Consider the following 25,866-nt stretch of genomic DNA (forward strand, 5'->3'; position numbering starts at 1 on the left):
ACTCGCAGAAGGTGTTATAATAATTCCGTATGGATTAGGGCGTGGTTTTCAGGCACCCTTTTTCCGTCATAGGAAAGTGTTAAGGCACATTTTTTATTTTGTATATAAATCTGTATCGGTATGGCGGATAAACAGAAAATAACGGAGGAAACTATGGATATAATCATTATCGGATGCGGCAAGGTTGGTACGACGCTGGCGGAGCAGCTTGTCCGGGAAGATCACAATGTGGTGATGATCGATACGTCTGCGGAGCGGATGCAGCGGGTGTCAGATGATATCGATGCGATCAAGCTGGTGGGAAATGGTGCCAGCATTTCCATGCAGATCGAGGCAGGTGTGCAGACGGCGGACATGCTGATTGCCGTGACAGGGTCGGATGAGATGAACCTTCTCTGCTGCCTGATTGCGAGAAAAGTGGGGCATTGCCACACGATTGCGCGTGTGCGGAATCCGATTTACAGCAACGAGCTTACCTTTATCAAGCAGCAGCTGGGAATTTCCATGATTATTAACCCGGAATATGCGGCGGCGACGGAGATTTCGAGAATTCTGCGCTTTCCGTCAGCGATCAAGATCGATCCATTTGCCAAGGGAAAGGTAGAGCTTCTGAAATTTAAGGTAAAACCGGAGTTTAAGCTGGACGGGCTTTCGGTCATGGATATTGACAGCCAATTCCGCTGCGATGTCCTGATCGGCGGTGTTGAGCGCGGCGATGAGGTGGCGATCCCGGATGGTAAATTTGTGATCAAAAACGGGGATATGGTGTCGATTATCGCCTCCCCGGCAAATTCGGCAGAATTTTTCCGCAAGATCGGCATCCAGACAAACCAGGTCAGAAATACGATGATTGTCGGAGGCGGTACGATTGCTTATTATCTGGCGAAACTTTTGGCTGCGATGAAGATCCGGGTTAAAATTGTGGAGAAAGATAAAGCGCGTTGCGAGGTTCTGACAGAGCTTCTGGACGATGCGTTGATCCTCAACGGTGACGGAACGGACCGGCAGCTTCTTCTGGAAGAGGGGCTGATGACGGCGGAGGCATTTGTCACTCTGACGAATATGGATGAGGAAAATGTATTCCTTGCGCTGTATGCGAAGGAAAATTCCAGCGCGAAGCTGGTGACAAAGGTTAATCGGATCGCCTTTGACGAGCTGATCAGCAAGCTGGATCTGGGAAGTCTGATTTATCCGAAATACATCACGGCGGACTACATTTTACAGTATGTGCGCGCGATGCAGAATACCATCGGCAGCAATGTGGAGACGTTGTACCATATTCTCGACAGCCGGGCGGAAGCGCTGGAGTTTGTGATCCGCGAGGAGTCGGAAGTGACGGGCATTCCGCTGATGAATCTGAATCTCAAGAACAACCTGCTGATCGGATGCATCAACCGCGGCGGCAATATCAAGATCGCGCGTGGACAGGACTGCATCCAGCAGGGCGATACAGTGATCGTCCTGACGAGTCAGAAAGGTCTGCGGGATATCCGCGACATCCTGAGAAAGTAGGCGGCATAGATGAATTATTCGATTGTATTTTATATCATAGGCTGGATCCTGAATTTTGAGGCGGCTTTTATGGTGCTTCCGACGGTAGTGGCACTGATTTACCGTGAGTCAGAGGTATGGTGTTTTCTGGCAACGATGGCAGTATGCCTGATAGTTGGTATGCTTCTGGTACGCCGGAAACCGAAAAATCAGATCTTTTATGTGGCGGAGAGCTTTGTGGCGGTTTCTCTAAGCTGGGTTTTACTCAGTGTGATGGGAGCAGTGCCGTTTGTATTAAGCGGCTATATTCCAAATCCGATCGATGCCTTGTTTGAGACGGTATCGGGCTTTACGACGACCGGTGCAAGTATTCTGAGCAATGTGGAGCAGCTGCCGAAATGCTTATTATTCTGGCGGAGTTTTACGCACTGGATCGGCGGTATGGGCGTTCTGGTATTCCTTCTGAGTGTCCTGCCGATGGTGGGCGGTTCCCATATGAATTTGATGAAGGCGGAGAGCCCAGGACCCATCGTGAGTCGTCTCGTTCCGAAGGTTCAGATGACGGCGAAGCTGTTATACCAGATTTATCTGGGAATGACGATTCTTGAGGCTGTGATTCTGATTCTTGGGAAAATGCCGATTTTCGACGCGATCACGATCACGGTCGGAACAGCAGGTACGGGTGGTTTTGCAATCCGGAATGATAGTCTGGCGAGCTACACGGCATTTCAGAAAAATGTCGTGACGGTGTTTATGATTCTGTTCGGAGTGAACTTTAACTTTTACTTCTTTCTGCTGATGCGGAAGATGGGACAGGCCTTTAAAATGCAGGAGGTCCGGGCATATTTTCTAATCATTGCATCGGCGATTGGCATCATTACAGTCAATACGGTAGCACTCTGCGGCAATGCACTGCAGGCATTCCAGGATGCGGCATTCCAGGTCGGTTCGATTATCACGACGACCGGTTATGCCACGGTGGATTTTGATAAATGGCCGCAGCTTTCAAGAACGATTATGGTACTTTTGATGTTTATCGGCGCCTGCGCGGGCAGTACCGGAGGCGGTATCAAGGTGTCGCGTGTTTTGATTCTGCTTAAATCGGTAAAAAAGGAACTGAAACAGTACCTGCACCCGAGTGCAGTGGAGAAGATCAAAATGGATGGAAAGATCGTGGAGCATGAGGTTGTGCGCTCGACGAATGTGTTTATGGTTGCGTATGTGCTCATTTTTACGGTATCTGTTCTGCTGATTTCTCTGGATGAATACGATCTGGTGACGAATTTTACGGCGGTTACGGCTACGTTTAATAATATCGGACCGGGTCTGGCGCTGGTCGGACCGACCGGAAACTTTGGATTTTTCAGTAATTTCTCAAAAGTGGTTCTGATTTTTGATATGCTGGCAGGACGTCTGGAGATTTTCCCGGTACTTCTGCTGTTTTCAAGGGAAACCTGGAAGCGGTTCTAGGGAAGGAGAATGCGGATGGATATACTGTTCTTTTTAACGGGGTGTCTGGGACTGGCAGAGACAATTGATTTGTTCTGCGGCAAAGATTTCCTGATTTTTATATCGGATTCGATCGATCCGAAGAAATATAACCTGAAAAAGGTGTATGCGGTTGAAAAATGGCTGTTTGCGATTGATACGCTGTCGCTGTTTGGCATGGCGTTTCATCTGGGCGGCGGTACGGGCGATCTGGTGCTGGCGGCAGTTGTGCTGGTGACACTGTTCGCACATGTGTATGTGTTTAAGAGCCGGAACTTCCGGGTGTAAGTAGATAAAAGTGGGCGTGATGTGTCTGGCATGCGCCCATTTTTATTGCCATGATGCAGAGAAAATGGCTGGTGGCGTGTTTTGGGACAGATGCTTGAAACGGCTGACAGTGTGGCTTCCGGGGAAGTGGGACACACTTTGCGTTGACAGGCATATGATATAGTATCAATGAAAAATGAAAAGGAGATTATCATATGTGTTGGTCTTGGGGTAATGGTTGTGGACACTGCGGAGGATGCGGCGGCTGCGGAAACAATGGATGGGGCTGGAATAGCTGTGGAAATAATGGAAGAAATTCCTATCGGAGAGGTTTCAACGATGGTTATGCAATCGGCTATCGGGATGGCTATGATGCCGGAAGAGACAGCCAGTCTGGCTGCGGCTGCAGTAATAATGGCGGCTGTGGCTGCGGAAATTAGAGATGGAGATTCAGCTTGCATGGGGTGTGAACTGAGAGGAAGAAAGCCGGGCGGTGAGAGCTGCCCGGCTTTCTTCCTTTTATTTATTAAGAACTCTAAGAATATGCTAAAAATCGGGGCAACAGGATTTGAACCTGCGACCTCTCGGCCCCCAGCCGAGCGCGCTACCAAGCTACGCCATACCCCGAAAATAAATCATAGCTGTACTTTGCCAAATGTTCAGCTGACATATACCGCCATTTGTTGAAATATTATATGCATGATACCAGGGTCAAAAGGTCAGAAGTTCGACGCAAGCTTGCTTGCAGGAGAATTTTTGACCTTGGGACCCGCCAAAAACATGAGTAAGTAGCCATTTTTCAAAGAAAAATGAGCGAATTGCGAATGTTTTTGAGAATTGCGGGAGCACGCAGTGCAGAGCAATTCGGTATCAGAGGGGTCAAAAGCTTTTGCCCCCAACATCATATGCATATCATTATATCAAAATTACATCAAAAATCAACTATGACTTCTAAATTTTCGCTGCCGGATGTTTGTTTTTTTGATGTAATTTTGATGGTTGAGTGGAATTTTACGAATCAATGGAATGGATCAACAGAATGAATATTTTCCCAATATTGACTCCAAATTTGAAAAATGGTATGATGAAAACGTGGATAATTAAAAGAAAAGGTCATAGCAGAGTCTTCGGCTGTGACCTTTTGTAGTAACCAACCCCAAGGAGAACATCATGATAAGTTTTGACCTCGACATGACCCTCTTAGACCACCGGACGGATCAGATCACACCGAGTGCGCTGGAGGCGATTGAAAAGCTACGCCCGAAGTACAAGATTGTGCTGGCAACGGGGCGCGATATGGATAATTATTACAGTACATCGTACCGGGACATCGTCCGTCCGGATGCGATTGTACATATGAACGGGACGAAGATCACAGTGGGAGATAAGCTGCTGTTTGAGCACATCTTTGATCCGAAACTCCTGCGCCGGGTGCTGAGTTTTTGCGATGAAAAGGGCTTCGGAATCGGCATGACGGTGGGGGATGAAGATTACTATATCCATCCAGAGATCATTGCGGCTAATGATATCCGCTTCTGGGGAAGCTGCGGGCGGCAGTTCCAGGATCCGTGGAAGATGCTCACGATGCCGGTCCGGACACTGGCGTTTGTCGGCAGCCGTGAACAGGTGAAGGAGATGGAACGGGAATTTCCGACCCTGAAATTGCCGATGTTTGCGAGCGGACATGGCGCGGATGTGGTCGAGAAAGGCAATTCCAAGGCGGACGGACTCCGCAGGCTGGCGGTGTATTTTGGAGAAAAAGAAGATCTCTCCGATACAGTGGCATTTGGCGACAGCATGAATGATATTGAGGTTGTGCAGGAAGCCGGCATCGGCGTGGCGATGGGAAATGCAGTGGATGCGCTTAAAAAAGTAGCCGATTACGTGACGGCACCGATCGGGGAAGATGGAATTTATAAAGCGTGCGAACACCTTCATTTATTTTAAAGAAGTTATTTTCCTATTTTACCTGTTCCCATTTTCCTATATAAATGATATAATAGCTACCAAACGGTTATTGTCCACAGGTGAGTTTCTTTGAGTAGAAATTCCATGCAGTACAATAACAAGAAATGACTTAAAAGGCGCGTGCCTGCAAGCTTTGACTAAAAGGATGAACTGCGGCTGCAGAAATCGGCAGTGCGGCAGGGAACCGGACACGCACCGGGAAAAAAGAGAGGATGTAACAGATGGAACATTTAATTACTCCGGCTGGTTATAAACCGGTATTGGATTTGAGAGAAACACAGGTTGCTATCAAGGAAATCAAGGACTTTTTTCAGAGAGAACTGGCAAAACAGCTCAATCTGACCCGTGTGTCCGCACCGCTTTTTGTACTGCCGGAATCTGGTCTGAACGATAACTTAAACGGCGTAGAGCGCCCGGTGTCCTTTGGAATTCTGGAGCAGAAAGATCGGAAGGCTGAGATTGTACATTCTCTCGCCAAATGGAAACGTCAGGCATTAAAAGAGTACGGATTTCAGGAAGGTGAAGGCCTTTACACCGACATGAGCGCGATCCGTCGTGATGAGGATACAGACAACATCCATTCCATTTATGTGGATCAGTGGGACTGGGAGAAGATCATCAGTAAAAAAGATCGTACCCGTGAGACACTGGAATCCATTGTCCGTTCGGTTTACAAGGCACTGAAAGTGACCGAGGACTATATGGCATATGAGTATGAGTACATTGGACGTTATCTTCCGGAAAATATCACATTTGTGACGACCCAGGAGCTGGAAGATATGTATCCGGATTGCACACCGAAGGAGCGCGAGTACAAGATTGCGAAGTTGCATGGTGCGGTATTTATTGAGCAGATTGGTGACAAGATGAAATCCGGTGAGAAGCACGATGGTCGTGCTCCGGACTATGATGACTGGAAATTAAACGGCGATATTCTGGTATATTATCCAGTTCTGGATATCGGACTGGAGCTTTCTTCCATGGGTATCCGTGTTGATGAGGATTCCCTGAAAGAGCAGCTGGTAAAGGCGGGATGTGAGGAACGCGCGGAGCTGCCATTCCAGAAAGCAGTTCTGGAGGGAGAGCTTCCGTATACAGTCGGCGGCGGTATCGGTCAGTCCCGTATCTGTATGTTCTTCCTGCGGAAAGCACATATCGGAGAGGTGCAGGCGTCGATCTGGCCGGACGGTGTGCGCGCAGAGGCAGAGGCTCACAACATTCATCTGCTGTAAAAATAAAATTGATGAAAAGCTGCCCGGGAAAGTGATTTTCTGCGGCAGTTTTTTGTGTAATGGGAAGCCCATAGAATGAGAGGATAGGATATTTATATGGCGGATCATATCTATGATTTAATTATTATCGGTGCGGGACCGGCGGGATATACGGCAGCGCTGCGTGCGGCGGCGATGGGGATGGATGCAGTCCTGATCGAGAAAAAAGCGCTGGGCGGCTCATGCGTCAATACCGGCTGTATTCCTGCCAAGGCGCTTCTGCAGGCGACGGCAGTCTATCGGGATATGTTGAAAGCATTCCGGTTTGGCATCGTGGCGGAGAAGGTCAGCTTTGACTGGCGGCAGATGCAGATTTATAAAAATGAGTCCGTGGAATCATTCCGCTCAATGATTCAGGGAATGTTAGAAAAAGCGGAGGTGGAGATGATTCACGGCGATGCGCGCCTGCATGCGGATAATGTGGTGCGTGTGACGACCTCCAAAGGCGCATTGACGCTGAAAGGAAAAAATGTGATTCTGGCAACCGGTTCCAGCCCTGTGATTCCGGATATCCCGGGAATTGATCTGCCGCAGGTTATGACAAGCCGTGATATTCTGCGGATGGATGACTGGAATTTTGACTGTCTGACGGTCATCGGCGGCGGTGTCATCGGTGTGGAGATCGCGACGATCTTCGCGGCGCTCGGTTCCCGCGTGACGCTTTTGGAGCAGGCAAACCGTCTGCTGGAGTCGATGGATCCGATGATTTCCGAGCAGATGGAAGCAAATCTGCGTTCTAAGGGTATTGAAGTCCACTGCAATGTACAGGTCATGGAGATCAAGGATCGCGGCAACGACACGGTGTCGGTCAATTACCGTTGTGAGCGCGGCTGGAAGGAAAGCCCGGCGGACCGCGTGCTGGTGGCAGTCGGCAGACGCCCGAATATGTCGAAGGTTCTGGCGGACGATTGTCAGGTACAGCTGGAAAATGGGCGTCCGCTCATCAAGGGAACCTACCGCACGACGCAGGAAAATGTCTATGCGATCGGCGATACCGTGGCGCGGAAACGTCTTGCCCATGTGGCAGCGTCCCATGCGGCTTATCTGGTCGAAAACCTGGCGGGACGCGGACACCGGATGCAGCTTTCGGTCGTGCCGAACGGTATGTATGTCGTGCTTCCGGTTGTGCCGACCTGTATTTATACGGAGCCGGAGATTGCGGCGGTTGGATTTACGGAAAATGACGCCCGCCTTTATAATATGAAGATCAAGTGCGGTGTGGCATATATGACGGAAAATGGAAAAGCGCTTCTGGCGAGAAACAGCCGCGGTTTTGTGCGCCTGATTTTTGAGGCGTATACCAACACGCTGATCGGGGCGCAGATCATGTGTGCGCGTGCGACGGACATGATCGGAGAGATGGCAACGGCGATCGCCAACGGTCTTACGGCATATCAGCTCTCGACGGCGATGCGCGCGCATCCGACGTACAGTGAGGCGATCACGGAGGCGATCAAAGATGCGTTGAAAAATGGATAATAGAGAAACAACAGGAGGCAGAAAAATGGGACGTGAGGTTCGGGCGAGAATTGAACAGCTTCGCGAGAAGATGGCGGAGCGTGGAATGGACGCATATCTGATTCCAACATCGGATTTCCATGGCTCGGAATACGTGAGCGGGTATTTCAAATGCCGGAAATATATGACAGGCTTTACCGGTTCGGCGGGAACGGCGGTCATTACGATGGAGGACGCAGGTCTCTGGACGGATGGCAGATATTTTGTGCAGGCGGCAGCAGAGCTTTCCGGCAGCGGGGTGGAACTTTACCGCTCCGGTCAGGAGGGCGTGCCGACGACGCTGGAATTTTTGAAAAAACATATGCCGGAACAGGGTGTTCTGGGTTTTGACGGCAGAGTGGTCGATACGGCCGAGGGCGAGCGCATCGCGAAAGCACTGTCCGGGAAAAAGGTACGCATTTCGGAGGGTGAGGATCTGGTTGGAAACATCTGGGACGACCGCCCGGCGCTTCCGATGAACCCGGTCTGGATTCTGGAAGAGAAGTATGCGGGAAAATCGGCGGAGGAGAAGATTGCAGATCTGCGCGGGGAGATGAAAAAGCGTCAGGCGACGGTGCATCTGCTGACGAGTCTTGATGATATCGCGTGGCTTTTAAATATCCGGGGTGATGACATTGTACATACGCCGGTTGTATTGTCCTACTTGATTGTAACAAAACAGGAATTATTCCTCTTTATTCATGAGAAGACGCTGAACGAAGAAGTACGTGCCTATCTGCATGGACTGGGCGTTCGGATCATGCCATATGAGGCGGTATACCAGATTGCATCCGCATTCCGCTATGAGCGAGTTTTATTGGAAAAGTCGAAGATCAATTACCGTCTGTTCCGGTGCCTGGATGCGAGCGTGAAAGTGATCGAGGCGATGAATCCGACGGCAGCGGCAAAAGCAGTCAAAAATTCAGTGGAACAGGAAAATATGCGCCGTGTGCATGTGCAGGACGGTCTGGTATTGACCCGTTTCCTGCGCTGGGTGAAGGAACATGCAGGCGAAAAAGGACTGGACGAGTGGACCGCAGGGGAATATCTGGATAAGCTGCGCCTGGAACAAAAAAACTGCCTGGATATGAGCTTTACGACGATCTCTGCGTGGGGACCGAACGCGGCGATGTGCCATTATACGGCCTCTGAGACAGAGAAGAGCAGTGTGCCGAATAAGGGGCTGTATCTGGTCGATTCCGGCGGACAGTATTATGAGGGAACGACGGATGTGACGCGTACCATCGCGGTCGGACCGATCACGCAGGAAGAAAAACGCTGCTGTACGCTGGTGGCGTGTTCGATGCTGCGTCTGCTGGATGCGAAGTTTATGTATGGCTGCCGCGGTATCAACCTGGACTATATTGCGCGCGAACTCCTGTGGAGAAACGGTCTGGATTTCAACCATGGAACAGGGCATGGTGTCGGCTATCTGGGATGTGTGCATGAGCGCCCGAATTCCATCCGATGGAGGCTGCTCACATCGCCTGCTGAAAATGCGGTTCTGGAGGAAGGCATGGTTACCTCCGATGAGCCGGGGCTTTATCTGGAAGGAAAATTTGGCATCCGGACGGAGAATCTGATGCTCTGTGTGAAGGATGTGAAGAATGAATTTGGTCAGTTCATGAAATTTGAAAACCTGACCTGGGTTCCGATCGATCTGGACACGATCGATGTATCGCTTATGGAAGCGCGCGACCGCGAGCTTTTGAACGCGTACCATAAGGGCGTGTATGAGAAGCTGTCTCCGTATATGATGGAGGAAGAGAAGATGTGGCTGGCAGAGGCGACGCGAGCAATTTAGAAGAGGAAAACAAGGAAGATACGGCAGTAAAACATTAAAAAAGCGGTTAAAAACCGGCATAGATAAAAGATGCCGGATATAAACTGTAAATGACCATGTAAAATAAATGCGAGGCTGCGTGTATGCGCTATCATTCGTTCGACCGTGTCCGAATCTGTGAGACAACTGGAATGCAGGACGGCTATCTGCGGATCGATGTGGTAAACAGTGAAAACAATTTTCCAATTAAGGGAGCAGAGGCTTCGATCAGCTATGGAGAATCAGGACAGACGCAGGAAGTGCTTAGAACCAATTTATCCGGGCAGACGGAGGAGATTGCGGTAGCGGCGCCTCCTGCGTTGCTTTCACTGGAAGAACAGAACCGGGAAAAGCCGTATGCGGATTATACGGTGGAAGTGCGGGCAGAGGGCTATGGGCCGGTGAAGGTAAAGGGAACGGAGGTGCTGGCGGGCGTGCTGGCAGTCCAGCCGATCCGGATGATTCCGCTTCCGGCTCAGACCGGAGCGGAGGAGAATATCCAGATTCCGGACCATACCTTATATGGTTCCTATCCGCCCAAGATTGCCGAAGATGAGGTAAAACCGGTGCAGGAGAGCGGCGAGATCGTGCTGAGCCGCGTGGTGGTACCGCAGACGATCGTCGTGCATGACGGCGTACCGACCAATGCCTCCGCAAAAGATTACTATGTGTCATACCGGGATTATATCAAAAACGTGGCGTCGAGCGAGATCTACGCGACCTGGCCGCGCAGCACGATCGTCGCCAATGTGCTTGCGATCATGTCATTTACACTGAACCGGGTGTATACGGAGTGGTATCGGAACCAGGGCTACGATTTTACAATCACTTCCTCAACGGCATTCGATCACAAGTGGATTTACGGGCGTGATATTTTCGAGCCGATCTCAGAGGTGGTGGACGACATTTTTGACAACTATCTGTCCCGCCCCGGTGTGCGGCAGCCGATTCTGACACAGTACTGCGATGGGCGGCGGGTGTCCTGCCCGGGCTGGATGACCCAGTGGGGTTCGTGCAGTCTGGGAGAACAGGGATACAGCGCGATCGAGATATTGCGGCGCTTCTATGGAAATAGTATTTACATCAACACTGCGGAACAGATATCAGGAATCCCGATCTCTTATCCGGGGGAACCGCTTAAAGTGGGGTCCAGCGGCGATAAGGTGCGGCAGCTGCAGCAGCAGCTTGACGCGGTGGCGACTGTGTATACAGCGATCCCGCGGGTTACGCCGGACGGGATCTACGGACCCGGAACGGAGGCATCCGTACGGGCGTTCCAGTCGGTGTTTGGACTTCCGCAGACGGGCGTGGTCGATTTTGCTACCTGGTACAAGATTTCTCATATCTATGTGGGGATCTCGCGGATTGCGGAGCTGAATTGAGTTGGAAATGGGATTTGCGGGAGAAGAATAACGAAAAGACATATGAATTCCTATAGGTGAAATATCTGTGAGCAGGATGCATACAGGAAACAGAGACAAAGAACATAAGAGGGGGTGGATTGGATGAAAGATACCAGACGGGAAGAGGGAGTCAGACAAACCGGGGAGACTGGCCGGGCAAATGCGATCACAGAGGGAGTGATCTGGAAACAGCTTCTGCTATTTTTCTTCCCGATTTTATTTGGAACTTTTTTTCAGCAGCTCTATAATACGGCAGATGCGGTGGTAGTAGGCCGTTTTGTCGGAAAGGAAGCGCTGGCGGCGGTCGGCGGAAGCACATCGATGCTTACGAACCTGCTGGTTGGCTTTTTTGTAGGACTTTCTTCGGGTGCGACAGTTATCATCGCCCAGTTTTACGGGGCGGGACGCGGTCAGCGGGTCAGCGAGGCAGTCCACACGGCGATTGCCTTTTCGCTGTTGTGCGGTATCCTTATGACGGTTGGCGGACTCCTTTTTTCCGACACGGCGCTTCGCCTGATGGGGACGCCGGAGGATATCATGGACAATGCAAGCGGGTATCTGCACATTTATTTTGTCGGAATCACGGCGAACCTCTTATATAATATGGGTGCCGGAATCCTGCGGGCAATCGGTGATTCTAAAAGACCGTTCTATTTCCTTGTGATCAGCTGTTTTACAAACATTGCGCTCGATCTGTTGTTTGTAGTAGGACTTCGGATGGGCGTGCGTGGTGCGGCGGTGGCGACGATCCTTTCCCAGGTGGTCAGCGCGTGTCTGGTATTGGGAACGCTGATGCGTGCGGATGGCTCGTACCGGTTTGAGATCCGGAAAACGCGGATCACACCGGTGATTCTGGTGCGGATCATACGGATTGGATTTCCAGCTGGACTCCAGTCGGTTATGTATTCCTTTTCCAACCTCGTGATCCAGAGCAGCGTCAATGCACTGGGAACAGACACGGTGGCGGCGTGGGCTGCATATGGAAAGATCGACAGCACTTACTGGATGATCATTAATGCGCTGGGGATCTCCATCACGACCTTTGTCGGACAAAATTACGGCGCGGGGCGGCTGGACCGTGTGAAACGCAGCGTGTACGTCTGCCTGGGAATTTCCTGTATTATCACGGTGGGGCTGAGCACGATCCTGTATCTGACGGGCGGCTATATTTATCTGTTGTTCACAACGGATGCAGAGGTAATCGCGATCGGCATGAAGATTCTTCACTTCCTGGTGCCGGCATTTGTGACATACCTCTGTATTGAGATTTATTCCGGCGCACTGCGCGGTGTGGGAGACTGCTGGATTCCGATGATTATGACGGCGCTGGGCGTGTGCGTCCTGCGGGTTGTCTGGATCCTGATCGCTGTTCCGATCCGCCCGGATATCCTGACAGTGGTATTCAGCTATCCGCTGACCTGGACGATCACAACGGTTCTCTTTAATATTTATTATTATTTTTTCAGTGCGCTGAAAAAATGGAATGTGCCGCTTCCGTGGAAGAAAAAGAGGCGGGAGCTTCATAACCTGTAAACAGTTATGCATGGTTTCGAAAATGATTGACAAAACGGGGTGGTACTGGATTTTTTTCAGAAAGTGTGATATTCTTATGTTACAAAAGATAGGTGACAGTGTTTCTTCCTGGATGGATGCCGCGCAAGCGGCAGATAAAACGGAGATTCGAAACAGAGGGCAGAGGCACTTGCCGCTGGTCAGAAAGAGAGGCAGAATTATGGGCTATGAACCAATGAATGAGTCCTGGCAGATGGCGGGGGAACGCCATGAGACACTGGGACAGTATGTGGCGAAGACATATTTATGGATGTTTGCAGGGCTTCTTGTGACATTTGGCATCGCATTAGCCGGATACGTGACGGGAGCGATTTTGTATGTATTTCAGGTTCCGTATGCGACCCTCGCATTGACGGGACTGGAGCTTTTGACGGTGATCTGGCTGAGTGCCCGGATTCACAAGTTATCGGTGGGAGCGGCGAGAGGGCTGTTTCTATTCTATGCAGCTTTAAACGGCGTTGTTTTCTCGATGTATTTCCTGATCTTCGGTGTTGTGGAGATGGTGTTTGTATTTGCGGCGACCGCGCTGTTCTTCGGAATGATGGCGGGCGTCAGCCTGATCTTCAAGCTGGACTTGAGCGGAATCCGTCCATTGCTCGTTGGCGGACTGCTGTTTCTGATTCTCTTTGGTCTGCTTTCAATGTTTTTAAATCTAGGCAGCTTTGAGACAGTGCTCTGCTATGCCGGTATCGTGGTATTCTTAGGCTTTACCGCTTATGATACAACCAAGATCCGGGATAATTACCAGATTTTCTCCGCGGATCCGGAGCTGCTTCAGAAAGCATCGGTATTCTCAGCGCTGCAGCTGTATCTCGATTTTATCAACCTGTTTCTGTACATTATCCGCCTGATGAACCGGAATCGGAAATAGGAAAAAATCTTTCAGGAGAACAGAAGTTCCTTTGCAGGAATAAAGAAAAGTGGAATTTTGCGGAAAACTGAATATGCAAAAATGAAATGCCGGAACGGGGGAAAGCTTTGTTCCGGCATTATTGTGTTTTTCTGCTTGAAAATCCTGTTTTTGGCATGGACGGCTTCATTCTTTTAGCAGAAAGGGAAGCATTCTGTAATAAATTTGACAGATTTTATTTAAAGTTTCTCTATTGAAGTGGATGGGGAGTATCTGTTAAACTAGGTTATAATAGGAAATGTTCTGCTGTTGGTTACACAGTGTGTGGATGAACCATATTTGTTTCGCATATGCCCCCGCCGGATCAGGCGGGGAAATGTATATAAATGGTGAACAGACAACAGGTATAAAAGGATAATCAAGGAGGTTTTTTGGCATGAATCGGAATAGAATGAACAAAAAAAGGATGGGGCGCGCGCGTGTGCTTTCACGGGCAGCGGCTGGCATGCTGGCAGCAGCGCTGTGTTTTCAGCCGATGACAGCGCTGGCAGGACCGGCGGGAGATTCTTCTCTTACATCGTCATCCTCGAATGCGGGGCCGGGCGGCGGTTCGGGCAGCTCCAATTCGGGAAGTACAGGCAGCTCTGGCGGTTCGACTTCTGTTTCCAATGGGGGTGTGAGCGCGGTCACATCGGGGCTTGGCGTGTACCGGGTGACGGAGAATGAGGGGATCGGTGCGATTGCGCGCGGCGTGGATGTGTCCTACTGGCAGCAGAATGTAAATTGGAGCCAGGTGGCATCGGATAATGTACAGTTTGCGATGCTGGCAACCCGGTTCCGCGGTAATGTGGATCCGTTTTTCGCTATGAACGCGGCAAATGCGAGCCAGGCAGGGCTGCGGCTGGGCGCGTACATTTATTCGTATGCGACTTCGGTCGAAATGGCGCAGCAGGAGGCGGATTTTGTCCTGAATCTTATCAAGGATTATCCTATCTCCTTTCCGGTTGTCTTTGATGCCGAGGATGCTAATACGCTGGGAACTCTGACGCAGTCTCAGGTCAGCGATGTGATCAACGCGTTCTGTAAGCGGATTCAGGATGCAGGATATTATCCGATGGTCTATGCAAATGAATACTGGATTGCCAATAAGATCGATATGTCGAAGATTTCGTATGATATATGGGTGGCAAAATACCAGCAGAAGTATACATATTCAAAGACCTCGATGTGGCAGGCGTCCAACACCGGTTCGGTCAAGGGCGTGAACGGCAATGTGGATATTGATTATCTGTATAAAGATTATACGCAGATCATTCCGGGCAATACCTGGCGGACGATCGCGGGGAACCGTTACTATTATCAGAACCATGTGATGCAGAAATCGGCGTGGATTAACGATGGTCAGAATTGGTACTATATGAATGCGGCGGGCAATCCGTCTAAAGGATGGCTGGAGCTTTCAGGCAAAAAGTATTATCTGGAGGCGGATGGTCATATGATTACCGGCTGGAAGACACTGGACGGCGGCTGGCGTTATTTTGATGCATCGGGCGAGCAGGCGACGGGCTGGCGTGCGGTTGATGGGAGCTGGTATTTCATGGCGGACAATGGTCTGATGCAGATGGGCTGGCTGGAGACGGGCGGCAAGAAATATTATCTGAACGCATCCGGCGCGATGCAGGCGGGCTGGCAGAACCTGGGCGGAAGCTGGTATTACTTTGACGGCTCCGGCGCCATGACGACGGGCTGGCAGGCAGTCGGCGGAAAGTGGTATTACATGAACGAGTCCGGCGTGATGCAGACCGGCTGGCTGGATCTTGGCGGTAAGAAATATTACCTGGATGCCAGCGGCGCGATGTACGCAGGTATTACGTTCGAGATGGATGGAAATACCTGGCAGGCAGCGGCAGACGGAAGCTGCACGGTAGTTCTGCCGGAGGAGAATGCGGCGGGAAATGGCGGTTCGACGGATGGACAGACTCCGACAACCGGAAGCCAGTCACCGGTGCAGCCGTCTGGTCCGGCAGGGGTATAATATAAATATGATTTGAACCAGTACCCAGATATTGGAGCTGATTCAGTTAAAAAAATGAAAAAGTAAACAAATTCGAACGGAAATAACTTGCTTTTTTGCCAACCTCATTATACAATGTTAAACAGGCAAAAAAAGGACTTGCTTATGGGATGGAGGAAAACAGCATAAGTAATCTGGCATAACATGACGTTTCAAACTGCTATATCAACTGTATGTGCAAGATAAGCTGCGGCTGTTCCGGTGCGGATTTGACGAAAGATGCGAGGCTCTTCTGGCTGCAAATTAGGAAGAGCCTCGGTATGCGTTATATCGGCAAAAGCGCAGAATCGGGATGGCGGGCACAGAAGTAGTGCGAAAGCGGGGCGTTTGTCAGCAGGAAACTGTGAAAGCAGTGGTTCGCAGGCAGGCAGCTGCGCTAAGACGCAGGCAGGGAAAGGTCGGAGAATGCAGATTCCGGATTTAGTACTGCATGGAAGCAGCGTGTTTTTACATATTGTATAATGATTATATAATCAGAACCGTCGGCGGAGTTGTAGTGCTAAAAAAGGGATGTCAGTGCGGCTGGCTGCCGGAATCATTTCCGGAAACAGGGATGAGGGCAGTGTTTGTCATCAGTCAGGCACCGGACAGCGCTTATGTGAGAATCGAATAACAAGTCAGTGGTACAGATGTTTATGTATGCATGGCTATTAAAGTCGGATTCGCATAGACGGAAGTGCATGCCATTTATGTATGCAGAGGAGATTGTACAATCCTCTGCTGCCGCAGCGTGTCAGATGGAGAATTCCCGGAGTGGATGACAAGCTCTGGAAATTTTGCAAAAACACCTGCAAACACAGATAGGTGGGAAGTATCACGGATGGCGCCATGAAAGAAACATGGATGCTGTCAGGATATGATTCACGAAGAAAGAGGGACGTCCGTCAAAGCATGGAACGATCTAATTACGAGGTGACACATTTATGAAACAGAATATGAAAAGAATGCTGCTTGTACTTTGCATGGCAGTCTGCTTTTTCGCTCTGTCCGCCTGTGGTAGCGCTTCTGAAGAAGCGGTAGAGCCGATTTCTCCGGAGATCGAGCAGACCATGAGCGATGGCGCTAAGAGCTATCTGGAGCAGTTCGCCAGCTACAGTGACGAAGATCTGGCAGCACAGCTGAAACAGGCTGAGAAGCAGAAAAACACAGTCATTGAGTCTGCAATTTCTTCCTGGACCAGTTCTAAGGACGATTTAGGCAAGATGGGTGAGATTCAGAGCGTGACCGTAGAGCGCGCCGATGATGACAGCTACACAGCAGTTGTTCAGGCTTCCTTTGAGAAGAGAAACTTGACTTTCTCCCTGACCGCTGAGGAGAGCGTAAGCAGCTACGGCGGTACTTCTCTGGTACCGACTGAGTTATCCTTTGTTGTAAACTACAGCTTCGGTGAGAAGATGGAGAAGGCAGCATTAAATACCCTGATGGGTATGGGTACCGTATTCCTGGTACTGATCTTCATCAGCTTAATTATCAGCAGCTTCAAGAAGGTTAACGAGATTGAGGCAAATGTAAAGGCTAAAAAAGCAGGAGCAGAGGCACCGGCAGCAGCACCGGCACCTGTACAGACTGCAGCACCGGCAGCAGCGCCGGCACGTACCGCAGCACCAGCAGCAGGCAATGCGGCAAACGATGGAGAACTGGTAGCAGTTATCACTGCAGCGATCGCAGCAGCAACCGGCGTACCGGCAGACAGCGTAAATATCCGCTCCATTACACGTAAATAATCATCGATAAAATCTGGAGGAATTTAAAATGAAGAATTATACTATCACCGTAAATGGTACAGCATATCAGGTAACCGTAGAAGAAGGATTTGCAGGCGCAGCAGCACCGGCTCCAGCAGCAGCTCCAGCACCGGCAGCAGCTCCGGCAGCAGGCGGCGTAACCATCACATCCCCGATGCCAGGTAAGATCCTTGGTATTAAGGCAGCAGCTGGCACAGCTGTAAAACGTGGTCAGGTTATCCTGCTTCTGGAAGCTATGAAGATGGAGAACGAGATCGTAGCTCCTCAGGACGGTACCGTTGCCAGTGTTAATGTTGCAGTAGGCGATATGGTAGAACCGGGCGCAGTTCTTGCTACATTAAACTAATCTAATTTTTATAAAACTGGCTGAAAAAATACGGGATATGTTATTCCGTTTGGAGGAATTAATATGGAATATATAACAACTACATTGTCCAATCTTCTTCAGCAGACAGCATTCTTAAACCTGACATTTGGAAACATCGTTATGATTTTCGTAGCGCTGATTTTCCTGTATCTGGCAATCGGAAAAGGATTCGAGCCGTTACTGCTTCTTCCTATTTCCTTTGGTATGCTGCTTGTAAATATCTATCCGGATATTATGAGATCGATTGAAGACTCATCGAACGGAGTTGGTGGACTTTTACATTACTTTTATTTACTGGATGAGTGGAGTATCTTACCATCCCTCATCTTCATGGGTGTCGGTGCGATGACAGACTTCGGTCCGCTGATCGCTAACCCGAAGAGCTTCCTGCTCGGTGCAGCTGCTCAGTTCGGTATCTACGGCGCTTACTTCATGGCTATCTTCATGGGATTCAACGATAAGGCTGCGGCTGCTATCTCCATCATCGGTGGTGCAGACGGCCCGACCTCTATCTTCCTGGCTGGTAAACTTGGTCAGACAGGTCTGATGGGACCGATTGCCGTAGCAGCTTACTCCTACATGGCTCTGGTTCCGATTATCCAGCCGCCGATCATGAAACTCCTTACCACCAAAGAGGAGAGAGAAATCCGTATGGAGCAGCTTCGTCCGGTATCCAAACTGGAGAAGATTCTGTTCCCGGTTGTTGTTACAATCGTTGTCTGCATGATTCTGCCGACAACTGCTCCGCTGGTTGGTATGCTTATGCTTGGTAACCTGTTCCGTGAGTCTGGTGTTGTTAAGCAGCTGACAGAGACTGCTTCCAACGCCCTGATGTACATCGTCGTTATCTTCCTGGGTACTTCCGTAGGTGCTACTACCAGTGCAGAGGCTTTCTTAAACCTGGATACCATCAAGATCGTAGTTCTGGGTCTGATTGCATTCGCTCTGGGTACTGCAGCAGGTGTTATCTTCGGTAAGATTATGTGCAAGGTAACTCATGGTAAGGTAAACCCGCTGATCGGTTCCGCAGGTGTATCTGCAGTTCCGATGGCAGCACGTGTATCCCAGAAGGTTGGTTCTGAGGCAGATCCGAGCAACTTCCTTCTGATGCACGCAATGGGACCGAACGTAGCTGGTGTTATCGGTACTGCCGTAGCAGCAGGTACATTCATGGCTATCTTTGGCGTGAAATAGGTTTATTCTGAATAATGTATTTATATAGTAGGGTGGGATTCTTCGGGATCCTGCCCTATTGTTATATGCAAACGTCGGTTGCTGTTCACAGGTAGGAATTTTCTGAACTGAAAATTCCGTACGATACAGTTCCGGCAGCAGATTTTGCCGATTTGGAATGCGTAGCATCGGCAAAATCCCGTTGCTGGGCACACGTGTGTGAACAGTAACAAACGTCGTTTTTTGTCGAATTTAATCGGTCGAAATAGTTTGCTTTTTGCTGGTGGAAGACGTAAAATGACAGTGAAGTAAGGAGGAATGGCACTAGAGAATAGAAAAGGAGAATGCATAGGATGGCGGATATGAGAGAAGAATTAGTTCAAAAGATTGAACGGGCAAGACAGCAGCTGAATCAAAATATTGACACAAAGGCAGCATATGACACAATTTATCACTACAGTGTGGAGCTTGACAAACTCTTAAATCAGTATATCGGGCTGGAGACGGAGACTGAAAGAGGGCTGGAGACGGCGCTATAAAATAAGAGTGGAAATAGAAACAAATATAGATAAGTACAGAAAACTCAGGTACATGTGTTCGGAAAAAGAACCGGTGCCTGAGTTTTCTGATTTTTTTTCGATTTAGACCTTGCCATTTTGATGGGCATGTACTAAAATAAACATAACAAGTGGTAGAAAGTGGTGAAAAGTGGAACGAAATGGATTTTCGGGACACAAAAGTGGTACACATCGGATGACGGGTGATTGATATGTTCATGGGAGAATACAATCATACAATCGATGCGAAGGGACGTTTGATCGTTCCGTCGAAGTTCAGGGAACAGCTTGGAGACGAATTTGTGGTGACAAAGGGGTTGGATGGCTGTCTTTTTGTGTACGATAACACTGAGTGGAAAAAGTTCGAAGAGAAGTTACAGGCACTCCCACTTACCAATCAGAATGCCAGAAAATTCTCCCGTTTCTTTCTGGCAGGTGCCTCGGCGTGTGAGGTGGATCGTCAGGGACGAATCCTGCTTCCTTCGGTTCTGCGGGATTTTGCAGGACTCGAGAAGGAGGTTGTCCTGGTCGGCGTCGGAAGCCGGATCGAGATCTGGAACAAGGCGACCTGGGCGGAGAAGAATGTCTATGATGACATGGAAGAGATTGCAGAAAATATGGAAGGCCTTGGCATATGATATTTAATCACAAATCAGTATTATTAAATGAGACGGTTGACAGTCTCTGTGTAAAGCCCCAGGGTATCTATGTGGATGGGACACTGGGAGGCGGCGGTCACGCGAGCGAGGTAGCGGCACGGCTGGGAGACGGCGGACGCCTGATCGGGATTGATCAGGATGCGGACGCGATTGCGGCTGCGTCAGAACGTCTGGCTCCCTTTGGAGATAAGATAACCGTTGTGCGGAGCAATTATGAGCGGATTGCACAGGTGTTAGATGAGCTGGAGATTCCGCAGGTGGATGGAATTTATCTGGATCTGGGTGTTTCTTCTTTCCAGCTTGACACAGCGGAACGGGGATTTACCTATCGCGAGGACGATGCGCCGCTGGATATGCGGATGGATCAGAGAAATGAGCAGACCGCGAAGGACATCGTCAATACCTACAGTGAGATGGAACTGTACCGGATCATCCGGGACTACGGTGAGGATCGGTTTGCGAAGAATATTGCAAAACACATCGTACAGGCACGACAGAAAAAAGAGATTGAGACGACAGGCGAGCTGACGGAGATCATCCGGGCATCGATTCCGGCAAAGGTCCGGGCGACCGGCGGTCATCCGGCAAAGCGTACGTTTCAGGCGATCCGGATCGAGTTAAACCGGGAACTGGATGTGCTGGAAGATTCGATCGATACGATGATTGAGCGCCTGGCACCGGGCGGACGGCTTTCGATCATTACGTTCCATTCCCTGGAAGATAGAATCGTAAAGAACCGTTTCCGGACGAATGAAAATCCATGCATCTGCCCGCCGGATTTTCCGGTCTGTGTCTGTGGACGCAAAAGCCGCGGCCGGGTGATTACAAGAAAACCGATTCTTCCGACCGATCAGGAGATGGAAGAAAACCCGCGTTCCAAGAGCGCAAAGCTCCGGGTATTTGAAAAATCATAAACAAAAGCATAACTGCACCGCAGAACAGAGATCGTTTCAGGTGCGGGGGAGATAAAAGAGAGAAAAAGCGAAAGAGCAGGGAGGGAACGTTATGTCTGTCAGAAGGAGACAACATGTATCGGCCTCCACGTATGTGGACGGTAATACCGTGCGAAAAGTTCAGAGAACCGTGGAGATAAGACCAGAAAGAGATGAGAGAGAGGAGTACCGGCATAAACACGCCGTGCGCCGCAACCAGGAAAAGGCGCTTTACATGAACGGACCGTATGTGCTGGCGCTGACCATCGCTGCGCTGATCACGCTGGTTTTATGTATGAATTATCTGCATAAGCAGGCGTCGATCACGACCCGTATCAACCACATTGAGGATCTGGAGCTGAAACTGGAGAACCTGAAGTCCGAGAATGATGCACTTCAGACCCGGATTGACACGTATGTGGATCTGGATCATGTATATAAAGTGGCGACCGAAGAGCTCGGCATGGTATATGCAAATAAGGATCAGATTCTTTTATATGACAAGACGGAAAGCGAGTATGTAAGACAGTATGAGGACATCCCAAAACACTAACGGCAGACAGACCTTTCGGAAATATATGCAGGAAAAGCTGGCAATTACCGTCCTGGTAATTATGCTGGCTTTGTTTGCATTGGTGCTGGTGCTTTATAATCTGGTAAAAAGTAAGGGCGAGTCGTACAATCAGATAGTCCTGAGCCATCAGGACTATGAGAGCCGCACGATTCCCTACAAGCGCGGCAATATTATCGACCGGAACGGGACGTATCTGGCGATTAGCGAGAAAGTTTACAATCTGGTCATCGATCCGAAGCAGATTCTGGATACGGAGGAGAACTACCAGTATCTCGATGCCACGCTGGACGCGCTGGTGGAGTGCTTCGGTTACAAGCGGGACGAGCTGCAGGCGATGATCGAGGAGAAAAAAGACAGCCAGTATGTGATCTATGCGAAACAGCTTCCAGCGGAAGACAAAGAGAAGTTTGAGACTTATGAGAAGGACAAGAACAAGGAATACCGGGCGCTGCCGACGGAGGAAGGCGGCAACCAGCGTATCACGGGCGTATGGTTCGAGGAAGAATATAAGAGAACGTATCCGTACAATGAGCTGGCATGCAATGTGGTTGGTTTTGCCCTCAAGGATGGCAATGCATCCGGCGGTGTTGAACAGTATTATAATGATATCCTGAACGGTGTGAGCGGTCGTGAGTATGGTTATTTAAACGGCGATTCGAACGTCGAGCGAACGGTAAAACCGGCGCAGAACGGAAGGACGCTGGAGTTGACGATCGACGTCAACATCCAGAAGATTGTCCAGAAATATCTGGATGAGTGGCAGGCGGGCATTGGAAGTAATCTGGCGGCGGCGATCGTCATGGATCCGAACAGCGGTGAGATCCTGGCGATGGATACGACGACCCGTTACAATCTGAATGATCCGTACAATTTAAGCACCTACTATACGGATGAGGAAATCCAGGCGATGGATGAAAAGACGAAGTCCGAGGCGTGGTATAAAATGTGGAGAAACTTCTGCGTGAGCGACTCCTATGAGCCGGGTTCTCCACAGAAAGCATTTACGGTAGCCGGGGCGATCGAGGAAGGCGCGATTTCCGGAAACGAGGTCTTTGAGTGCGGCGGAAAACTGCATTTCGGAGACTGGGATATCCGGTGTGTTGCCCGAGCCGGTCACGGACCGCTGACGATCACACAGGGATTGATGAAATCCTGCAACGTCGTTATGATGCGTATTGTATCACTGGAAGGAAAAGAGAAGTTTGTCCAGTATCAGAAGATTTTCGGATTTGGCGAGAAAACGGGCATCGACCTTCCGGGAGAGGCGTCAGGTCTGATTTATCAGGCATCCAATATGGATCCGGCTTCTCTGGCGACCAACGCATTTGGACAGAACTATAACTGTACGATGGTGCAGATGGCAGCCGGATATGCGTCCTTAATCAACGGCGGTTCCTATTATGAGCCGCATGTGGTAAAAGAAATTCTGAACGACGAAGGATCCGTTGTCAAATCCGTTTCCCCAAATCTGGTGCGAGAGACGGTTTCGGAATCGACCTCGAACTTCATTAACAATGCGCTTTACCAGACAGTATCAGGTGACGGCGGTACCGCGGGCGCGGCGGCAGTTGCCGGTTACGAAGTGGCTGGTAAGACAGGTACGGCGCAGAAGCAGCCGCGTGCGGAGAAGAATTATCTGGTTTCCTTTATCGGATATGCACCGGCATACAATCCGCAGGTACTCTGCTATGTGGTAGTAGATACCCCGCATCTGCCGGGCGAGCAGCAGGCACATTCGACTTTTGCCAGCGAGATTTTCAGCAAGATCATGGCGGAAGTCCTTCCATATAAGAATGTATTCCCGGCAGGCGGCGCGGCACAGGATCTCGAGACCAATCTTTCCAGCCAGGAAGAAGGCATTATAAGCGGCACAGCGACCGAGGATCCGAATGCAGCTGAAACACCGGCAGAGACGACTCCGGCTCCGGAGGGCGGCTGGGCGAACTACGACGAGGAATTTATCGATTCCGGAGACGAGTACAGCTATCCGGATACGATGGGAAATGTGCAGGATGAATCGGCGGCGGTTGGAAACGGAGAAACGTCTGGAACGGGCAGAGACACCGGAACAGCGGATAATGCCGGAGAAACGGCAGCTTCCCAGGAAGCGCAGGCAGCGGGAGATTAAGAATTGTGCCTGTCGGGAAGACTTATCTATCCTGCGTGGAAAATACGTAACTGTTCACAGGTAGGAATTTTCTGAACTGAAAAATCCGTACGATACAGTTCTGGCAGCAGATTTTGCCGATTTGGAATGCGTAGCATCGGCAAAATCCCGTTGCTGGGCACACGTGTGTGAACAGTAACGAAAATACAGAATAAAGAAACGGTTCTTATGATATACTGTAGCAATGAGATCAGACAGGAAGCAGTATGAATCGGAACCGGACGCATCACAGAGGAAGAACTGTCTTTTTGTGCGCCGCCATCTGCCTGTGCATGGCAGGATTGGCGGGGAGGCTGTTCTTCCTCATGCTGTATAAAGCGGATTATTACAGCCAGATGGCGGAGGAGCTGCATCAGCGGGAGCGCAGTATCAAAGCGCCGCGCGGGCGGATCCTTGACCGGAACGGAACGGTGATCGCTGATAACCGGACTGTGTGTACTATCTCAGTGATTCATAATCAGGTAAAAGATCCGGAGACAGTTATCCGGGTTTTAAGCGAAGAACTGGGACTTCCGGAGGCGGAGGTGCGGAAAAAGACGGAAAAGCGATCTTCCAGGGAGGTGATCCAGTCCAATGTAGAGAAAACGCGGGGCGATGCGATCCGGGCAAGGCGCCTGGAGGGGGTCAAGGTGGATGAGGACTATAAACGATATTATCCATATGGACGTCTGGCATCGAAAGTGCTGGGATTCACCGGGGGAGATAATCAGGGGATCATCGGTCTGGAAGTACAGTATGAGAAATATTTAAAGGGCACGGATGGCAAGATCCTGACGCTCACGGATGCAGCGGGGATCGAGCTGGAAAATGAGGCGGAGGATCGCATCGAGCCGGAGGCAGGGCGGGATCTGCAGGCGAGTCTGGATGTCAATATCCAGATGTACGCGGAACAGGCGGCGTACCAGACGATGCAGAAAAAGAATGCGAACCGCGTCTCGATCATCGTGATGAACCCGAAGAACGGGGAAATCTATGCAATGGTAAATGCACCGGAGTTTTCATTGAATGAGCCGTTTGAGCTGGTGACAGATGGAAAAAACGAAGATTCAGAAACAGAAGAAGACATATCCTGGAAGAATGAAGTGCAGTCACACGCAGCATCAGCGCAAAATAAACAAGCTCTCCTCAATCAGATGTGGCGCAATCCCTGTTTAAATGATACATACGAACCGGGGTCTACATTCAAAATCGTGACTGCCGCTGCGGGACTGGAGGCGGGCGTGGTCAACCTGACTGATCAGTTTTCCTGCCCGGGATTCCGGATCGTGGAAGATCGGAAGATTCGGTGTCACAAGGTGGGCGGACACGGCGGGGAGACGTTTTTACAGGGAATGATGAATTCCTGCAATCCTGTTCTGATCGATGTCGGGCAGCGGCTGGGACCGGAGCGGTACTATCAGTATTTTAAGCAGTTTGGTCTGCTGGGAAAGACTGGGATTGATCTGCCGGGTGAGGCGGGGACGATCATGCACCAGCCGGATCAGATCGGACCGGTGGAGCTGGCGACCGTCTCTTTTGGGCAGTCGTTTCAGATCACGCCGATCCAGCTCATTACAACGGCATCCTCCCTGATCAACGGAGGCACGCGCATTACACCGCACATCGGTATCCGTGCCGTGCGGGCAGATGGTCAGGCAGTCCACGTGTTTGCCTATCCAAAAGGAGAGAGGATCTTATCGGAGCAGACGAGTGAGACGCTGCGTTATATTCTGGAACAGGTGGTGGCGGAGGGGAGTGGAAAAAACGCCCGGATCGAGGGCTACCGGATCGGCGGAAAGACGGCAACCTCGGAGAAACTTCCAAGGAGCCGGAAAAAATATATTTCCTCATTTTTAGGGTTTGCACCGGCGGACGATCCGCAGGTGATCGCGCTCATCACCATCGATGAACCGGAAGGAATCTACTATGGCGGGACGATTGCCGCCCCGGTGATCCGCGATCTGTTTGAGGTCATTTTGCCGTATCTGGGGGTGGAGAAAAGAGGTTGAT

At 50.2% G+C, this 25,866-nt stretch carries 21 protein-coding genes and 1 tRNA gene; 21 read left to right on the forward strand and 1 reads right to left on the reverse strand.

The window, feature by feature from the left end; genetic code table 11:
- The first annotated feature begins 153 nt into the window (after positions 1–153).
- The 4 genes from trkA (at position 154) to DWZ45_RS02930 (ending at position 3,686) form a co-directional block, all read left to right on the forward strand.
- On the forward strand, positions 154–1,512 hold the full coding sequence (gene trkA / locus DWZ45_RS02915) for a Trk system potassium transporter TrkA (RefSeq protein WP_117795754.1): 1,359 nt from the start codon (positions 154–156) through the stop codon (positions 1,510–1,512).
- Positions 1,513–1,521: 9 nt separating this feature from the next.
- On the forward strand, positions 1,522–2,961 hold the full coding sequence (locus DWZ45_RS02920) for a TrkH family potassium uptake protein (protein WP_118467523.1): 1,440 nt from the start codon (positions 1,522–1,524) through the stop codon (positions 2,959–2,961).
- Between the two features lie 15 nt (positions 2,962–2,976).
- The gene (locus DWZ45_RS02925; protein ID WP_022359095.1) at positions 2,977–3,267 is read left to right on the forward strand and encodes a hypothetical protein; all 291 of its coding nucleotides are present in this window, start codon (positions 2,977–2,979) and stop codon (positions 3,265–3,267) included.
- Between the two features lie 194 nt (positions 3,268–3,461).
- Positions 3,462–3,686 carry a hypothetical protein gene (locus DWZ45_RS02930; protein WP_022359096.1) on the forward strand — a complete coding sequence of 75 codons (225 nt, stop codon included), beginning with the start codon at positions 3,462–3,464 and terminating at the stop codon, positions 3,684–3,686.
- Between the two features lie 113 nt (positions 3,687–3,799).
- On the opposite strand, the gene DWZ45_RS02935 is transcribed toward DWZ45_RS02930, so the two are convergent.
- Positions 3,800–3,873: transfer RNA gene (locus DWZ45_RS02935), tRNA-Pro, on the reverse strand.
- 543 nt (positions 3,874–4,416) lie between these two features.
- On the opposite strand from DWZ45_RS02935, the gene DWZ45_RS02940 reads away from it, so the two are divergent.
- The 17 genes from DWZ45_RS02940 (at position 4,417) to DWZ45_RS03025 (ending at position 25,865) form a co-directional block, all read left to right on the forward strand.
- Positions 4,417–5,193, forward strand: a complete 777-nt coding sequence (locus tag DWZ45_RS02940) for an HAD family hydrolase (protein WP_118467525.1) — start codon at positions 4,417–4,419, stop codon at positions 5,191–5,193.
- Between the two features lie 242 nt (positions 5,194–5,435).
- A complete protein-coding gene (gene asnA / locus DWZ45_RS02945; protein ID WP_022360200.1) occupies positions 5,436–6,446 on the forward strand; it encodes an aspartate--ammonia ligase in 1,011 nt (336 codons plus the stop codon).
- 96 nt (positions 6,447–6,542) lie between these two features.
- Positions 6,543–7,964: a dihydrolipoyl dehydrogenase gene (lpdA, locus tag DWZ45_RS02950; protein WP_117795214.1), complete on the forward strand. Its 1,422-nt coding sequence runs from the start codon at positions 6,543–6,545 to the stop codon at positions 7,962–7,964.
- A 25-nt stretch (positions 7,965–7,989) separates the two neighbouring features.
- The gene (locus tag DWZ45_RS02955) at positions 7,990–9,786 is read left to right on the forward strand and encodes an aminopeptidase P family N-terminal domain-containing protein (protein WP_118467527.1); all 1,797 of its coding nucleotides are present in this window, start codon (positions 7,990–7,992) and stop codon (positions 9,784–9,786) included.
- A 122-nt stretch (positions 9,787–9,908) separates the two neighbouring features.
- A complete protein-coding gene (locus DWZ45_RS02960) occupies positions 9,909–11,186 on the forward strand; it encodes a peptidoglycan-binding protein (RefSeq protein WP_276530430.1) in 1,278 nt (425 codons plus the stop codon).
- Positions 11,187–11,309: 123 nt separating this feature from the next.
- Positions 11,310–12,740, forward strand: coding sequence for an MATE family efflux transporter (locus tag DWZ45_RS02965; protein ID WP_117795221.1), 1,431 nt, complete (start codon positions 11,310–11,312; stop codon positions 12,738–12,740).
- A gap of 199 nt (positions 12,741–12,939) precedes the next feature.
- A complete protein-coding gene (locus tag DWZ45_RS02970; RefSeq protein ID WP_107000382.1) occupies positions 12,940–13,650 on the forward strand; it encodes a Bax inhibitor-1/YccA family protein in 711 nt (236 codons plus the stop codon).
- 415 nt (positions 13,651–14,065) lie between these two features.
- Positions 14,066–15,664: a GH25 family lysozyme gene (locus DWZ45_RS02975; protein ID WP_227589530.1), complete on the forward strand. Its 1,599-nt coding sequence runs from the start codon at positions 14,066–14,068 to the stop codon at positions 15,662–15,664.
- 962 nt (positions 15,665–16,626) lie between these two features.
- Positions 16,627–17,427, forward strand: a complete 801-nt coding sequence (locus DWZ45_RS02985; RefSeq protein WP_022360206.1) for an OadG family transporter subunit — start codon at positions 16,627–16,629, stop codon at positions 17,425–17,427.
- A 28-nt stretch (positions 17,428–17,455) separates the two neighbouring features.
- Complete coding sequence (locus DWZ45_RS02990; protein ID WP_118467530.1) at positions 17,456–17,794, forward strand: biotin/lipoyl-containing protein; 339 nt, start codon at positions 17,456–17,458, stop codon at positions 17,792–17,794.
- 63 nt (positions 17,795–17,857) lie between these two features.
- Complete coding sequence (locus DWZ45_RS02995) at positions 17,858–19,009, forward strand: sodium ion-translocating decarboxylase subunit beta (protein ID WP_022360208.1); 1,152 nt, start codon at positions 17,858–17,860, stop codon at positions 19,007–19,009.
- A 341-nt stretch (positions 19,010–19,350) separates the two neighbouring features.
- Entirely contained in the window at positions 19,351–19,527 is a 177-nt protein-coding gene (locus DWZ45_RS03000; protein WP_233430133.1) for an aspartyl-phosphate phosphatase Spo0E family protein, read from the forward strand.
- 230 nt (positions 19,528–19,757) lie between these two features.
- Positions 19,758–20,183 (forward strand): division/cell wall cluster transcriptional repressor MraZ, encoded by a 426-nt coding sequence (gene mraZ / locus DWZ45_RS03005; protein WP_022360210.1) that lies wholly within the window; start codon positions 19,758–19,760, stop codon positions 20,181–20,183.
- Positions 20,180–21,118 (forward strand): 16S rRNA (cytosine(1402)-N(4))-methyltransferase RsmH, encoded by a 939-nt coding sequence (gene rsmH / locus DWZ45_RS03010; RefSeq protein ID WP_022360211.1) that lies wholly within the window; start codon positions 20,180–20,182, stop codon positions 21,116–21,118. The genes mraZ and rsmH overlap by 4 nt, the downstream gene beginning before the upstream one ends.
- A 91-nt stretch (positions 21,119–21,209) precedes the next feature.
- Positions 21,210–21,689, forward strand: coding sequence for a hypothetical protein (locus DWZ45_RS03015; protein ID WP_022360212.1), 480 nt, complete (start codon positions 21,210–21,212; stop codon positions 21,687–21,689).
- Complete coding sequence (locus DWZ45_RS03020) at positions 21,667–23,838, forward strand: penicillin-binding protein 2 (protein WP_243023442.1); 2,172 nt, start codon at positions 21,667–21,669, stop codon at positions 23,836–23,838. The genes DWZ45_RS03015 and DWZ45_RS03020 overlap by 23 nt, the downstream gene beginning before the upstream one ends.
- 245 nt (positions 23,839–24,083) lie before the next feature.
- Positions 24,084–25,865: a penicillin-binding transpeptidase domain-containing protein gene (locus tag DWZ45_RS03025; RefSeq protein ID WP_118467534.1), complete on the forward strand. Its 1,782-nt coding sequence runs from the start codon at positions 24,084–24,086 to the stop codon at positions 25,863–25,865.
- The last annotated feature ends 1 nt before the right edge of the window (position 25,866 follow it).

The organism is Clostridium sp. AF32-7AC (genome assembly GCF_003477925.1).
GTDB lineage: Bacteria > Bacillota > Clostridia > Lachnospirales > Lachnospiraceae > Otoolea > Otoolea fessa.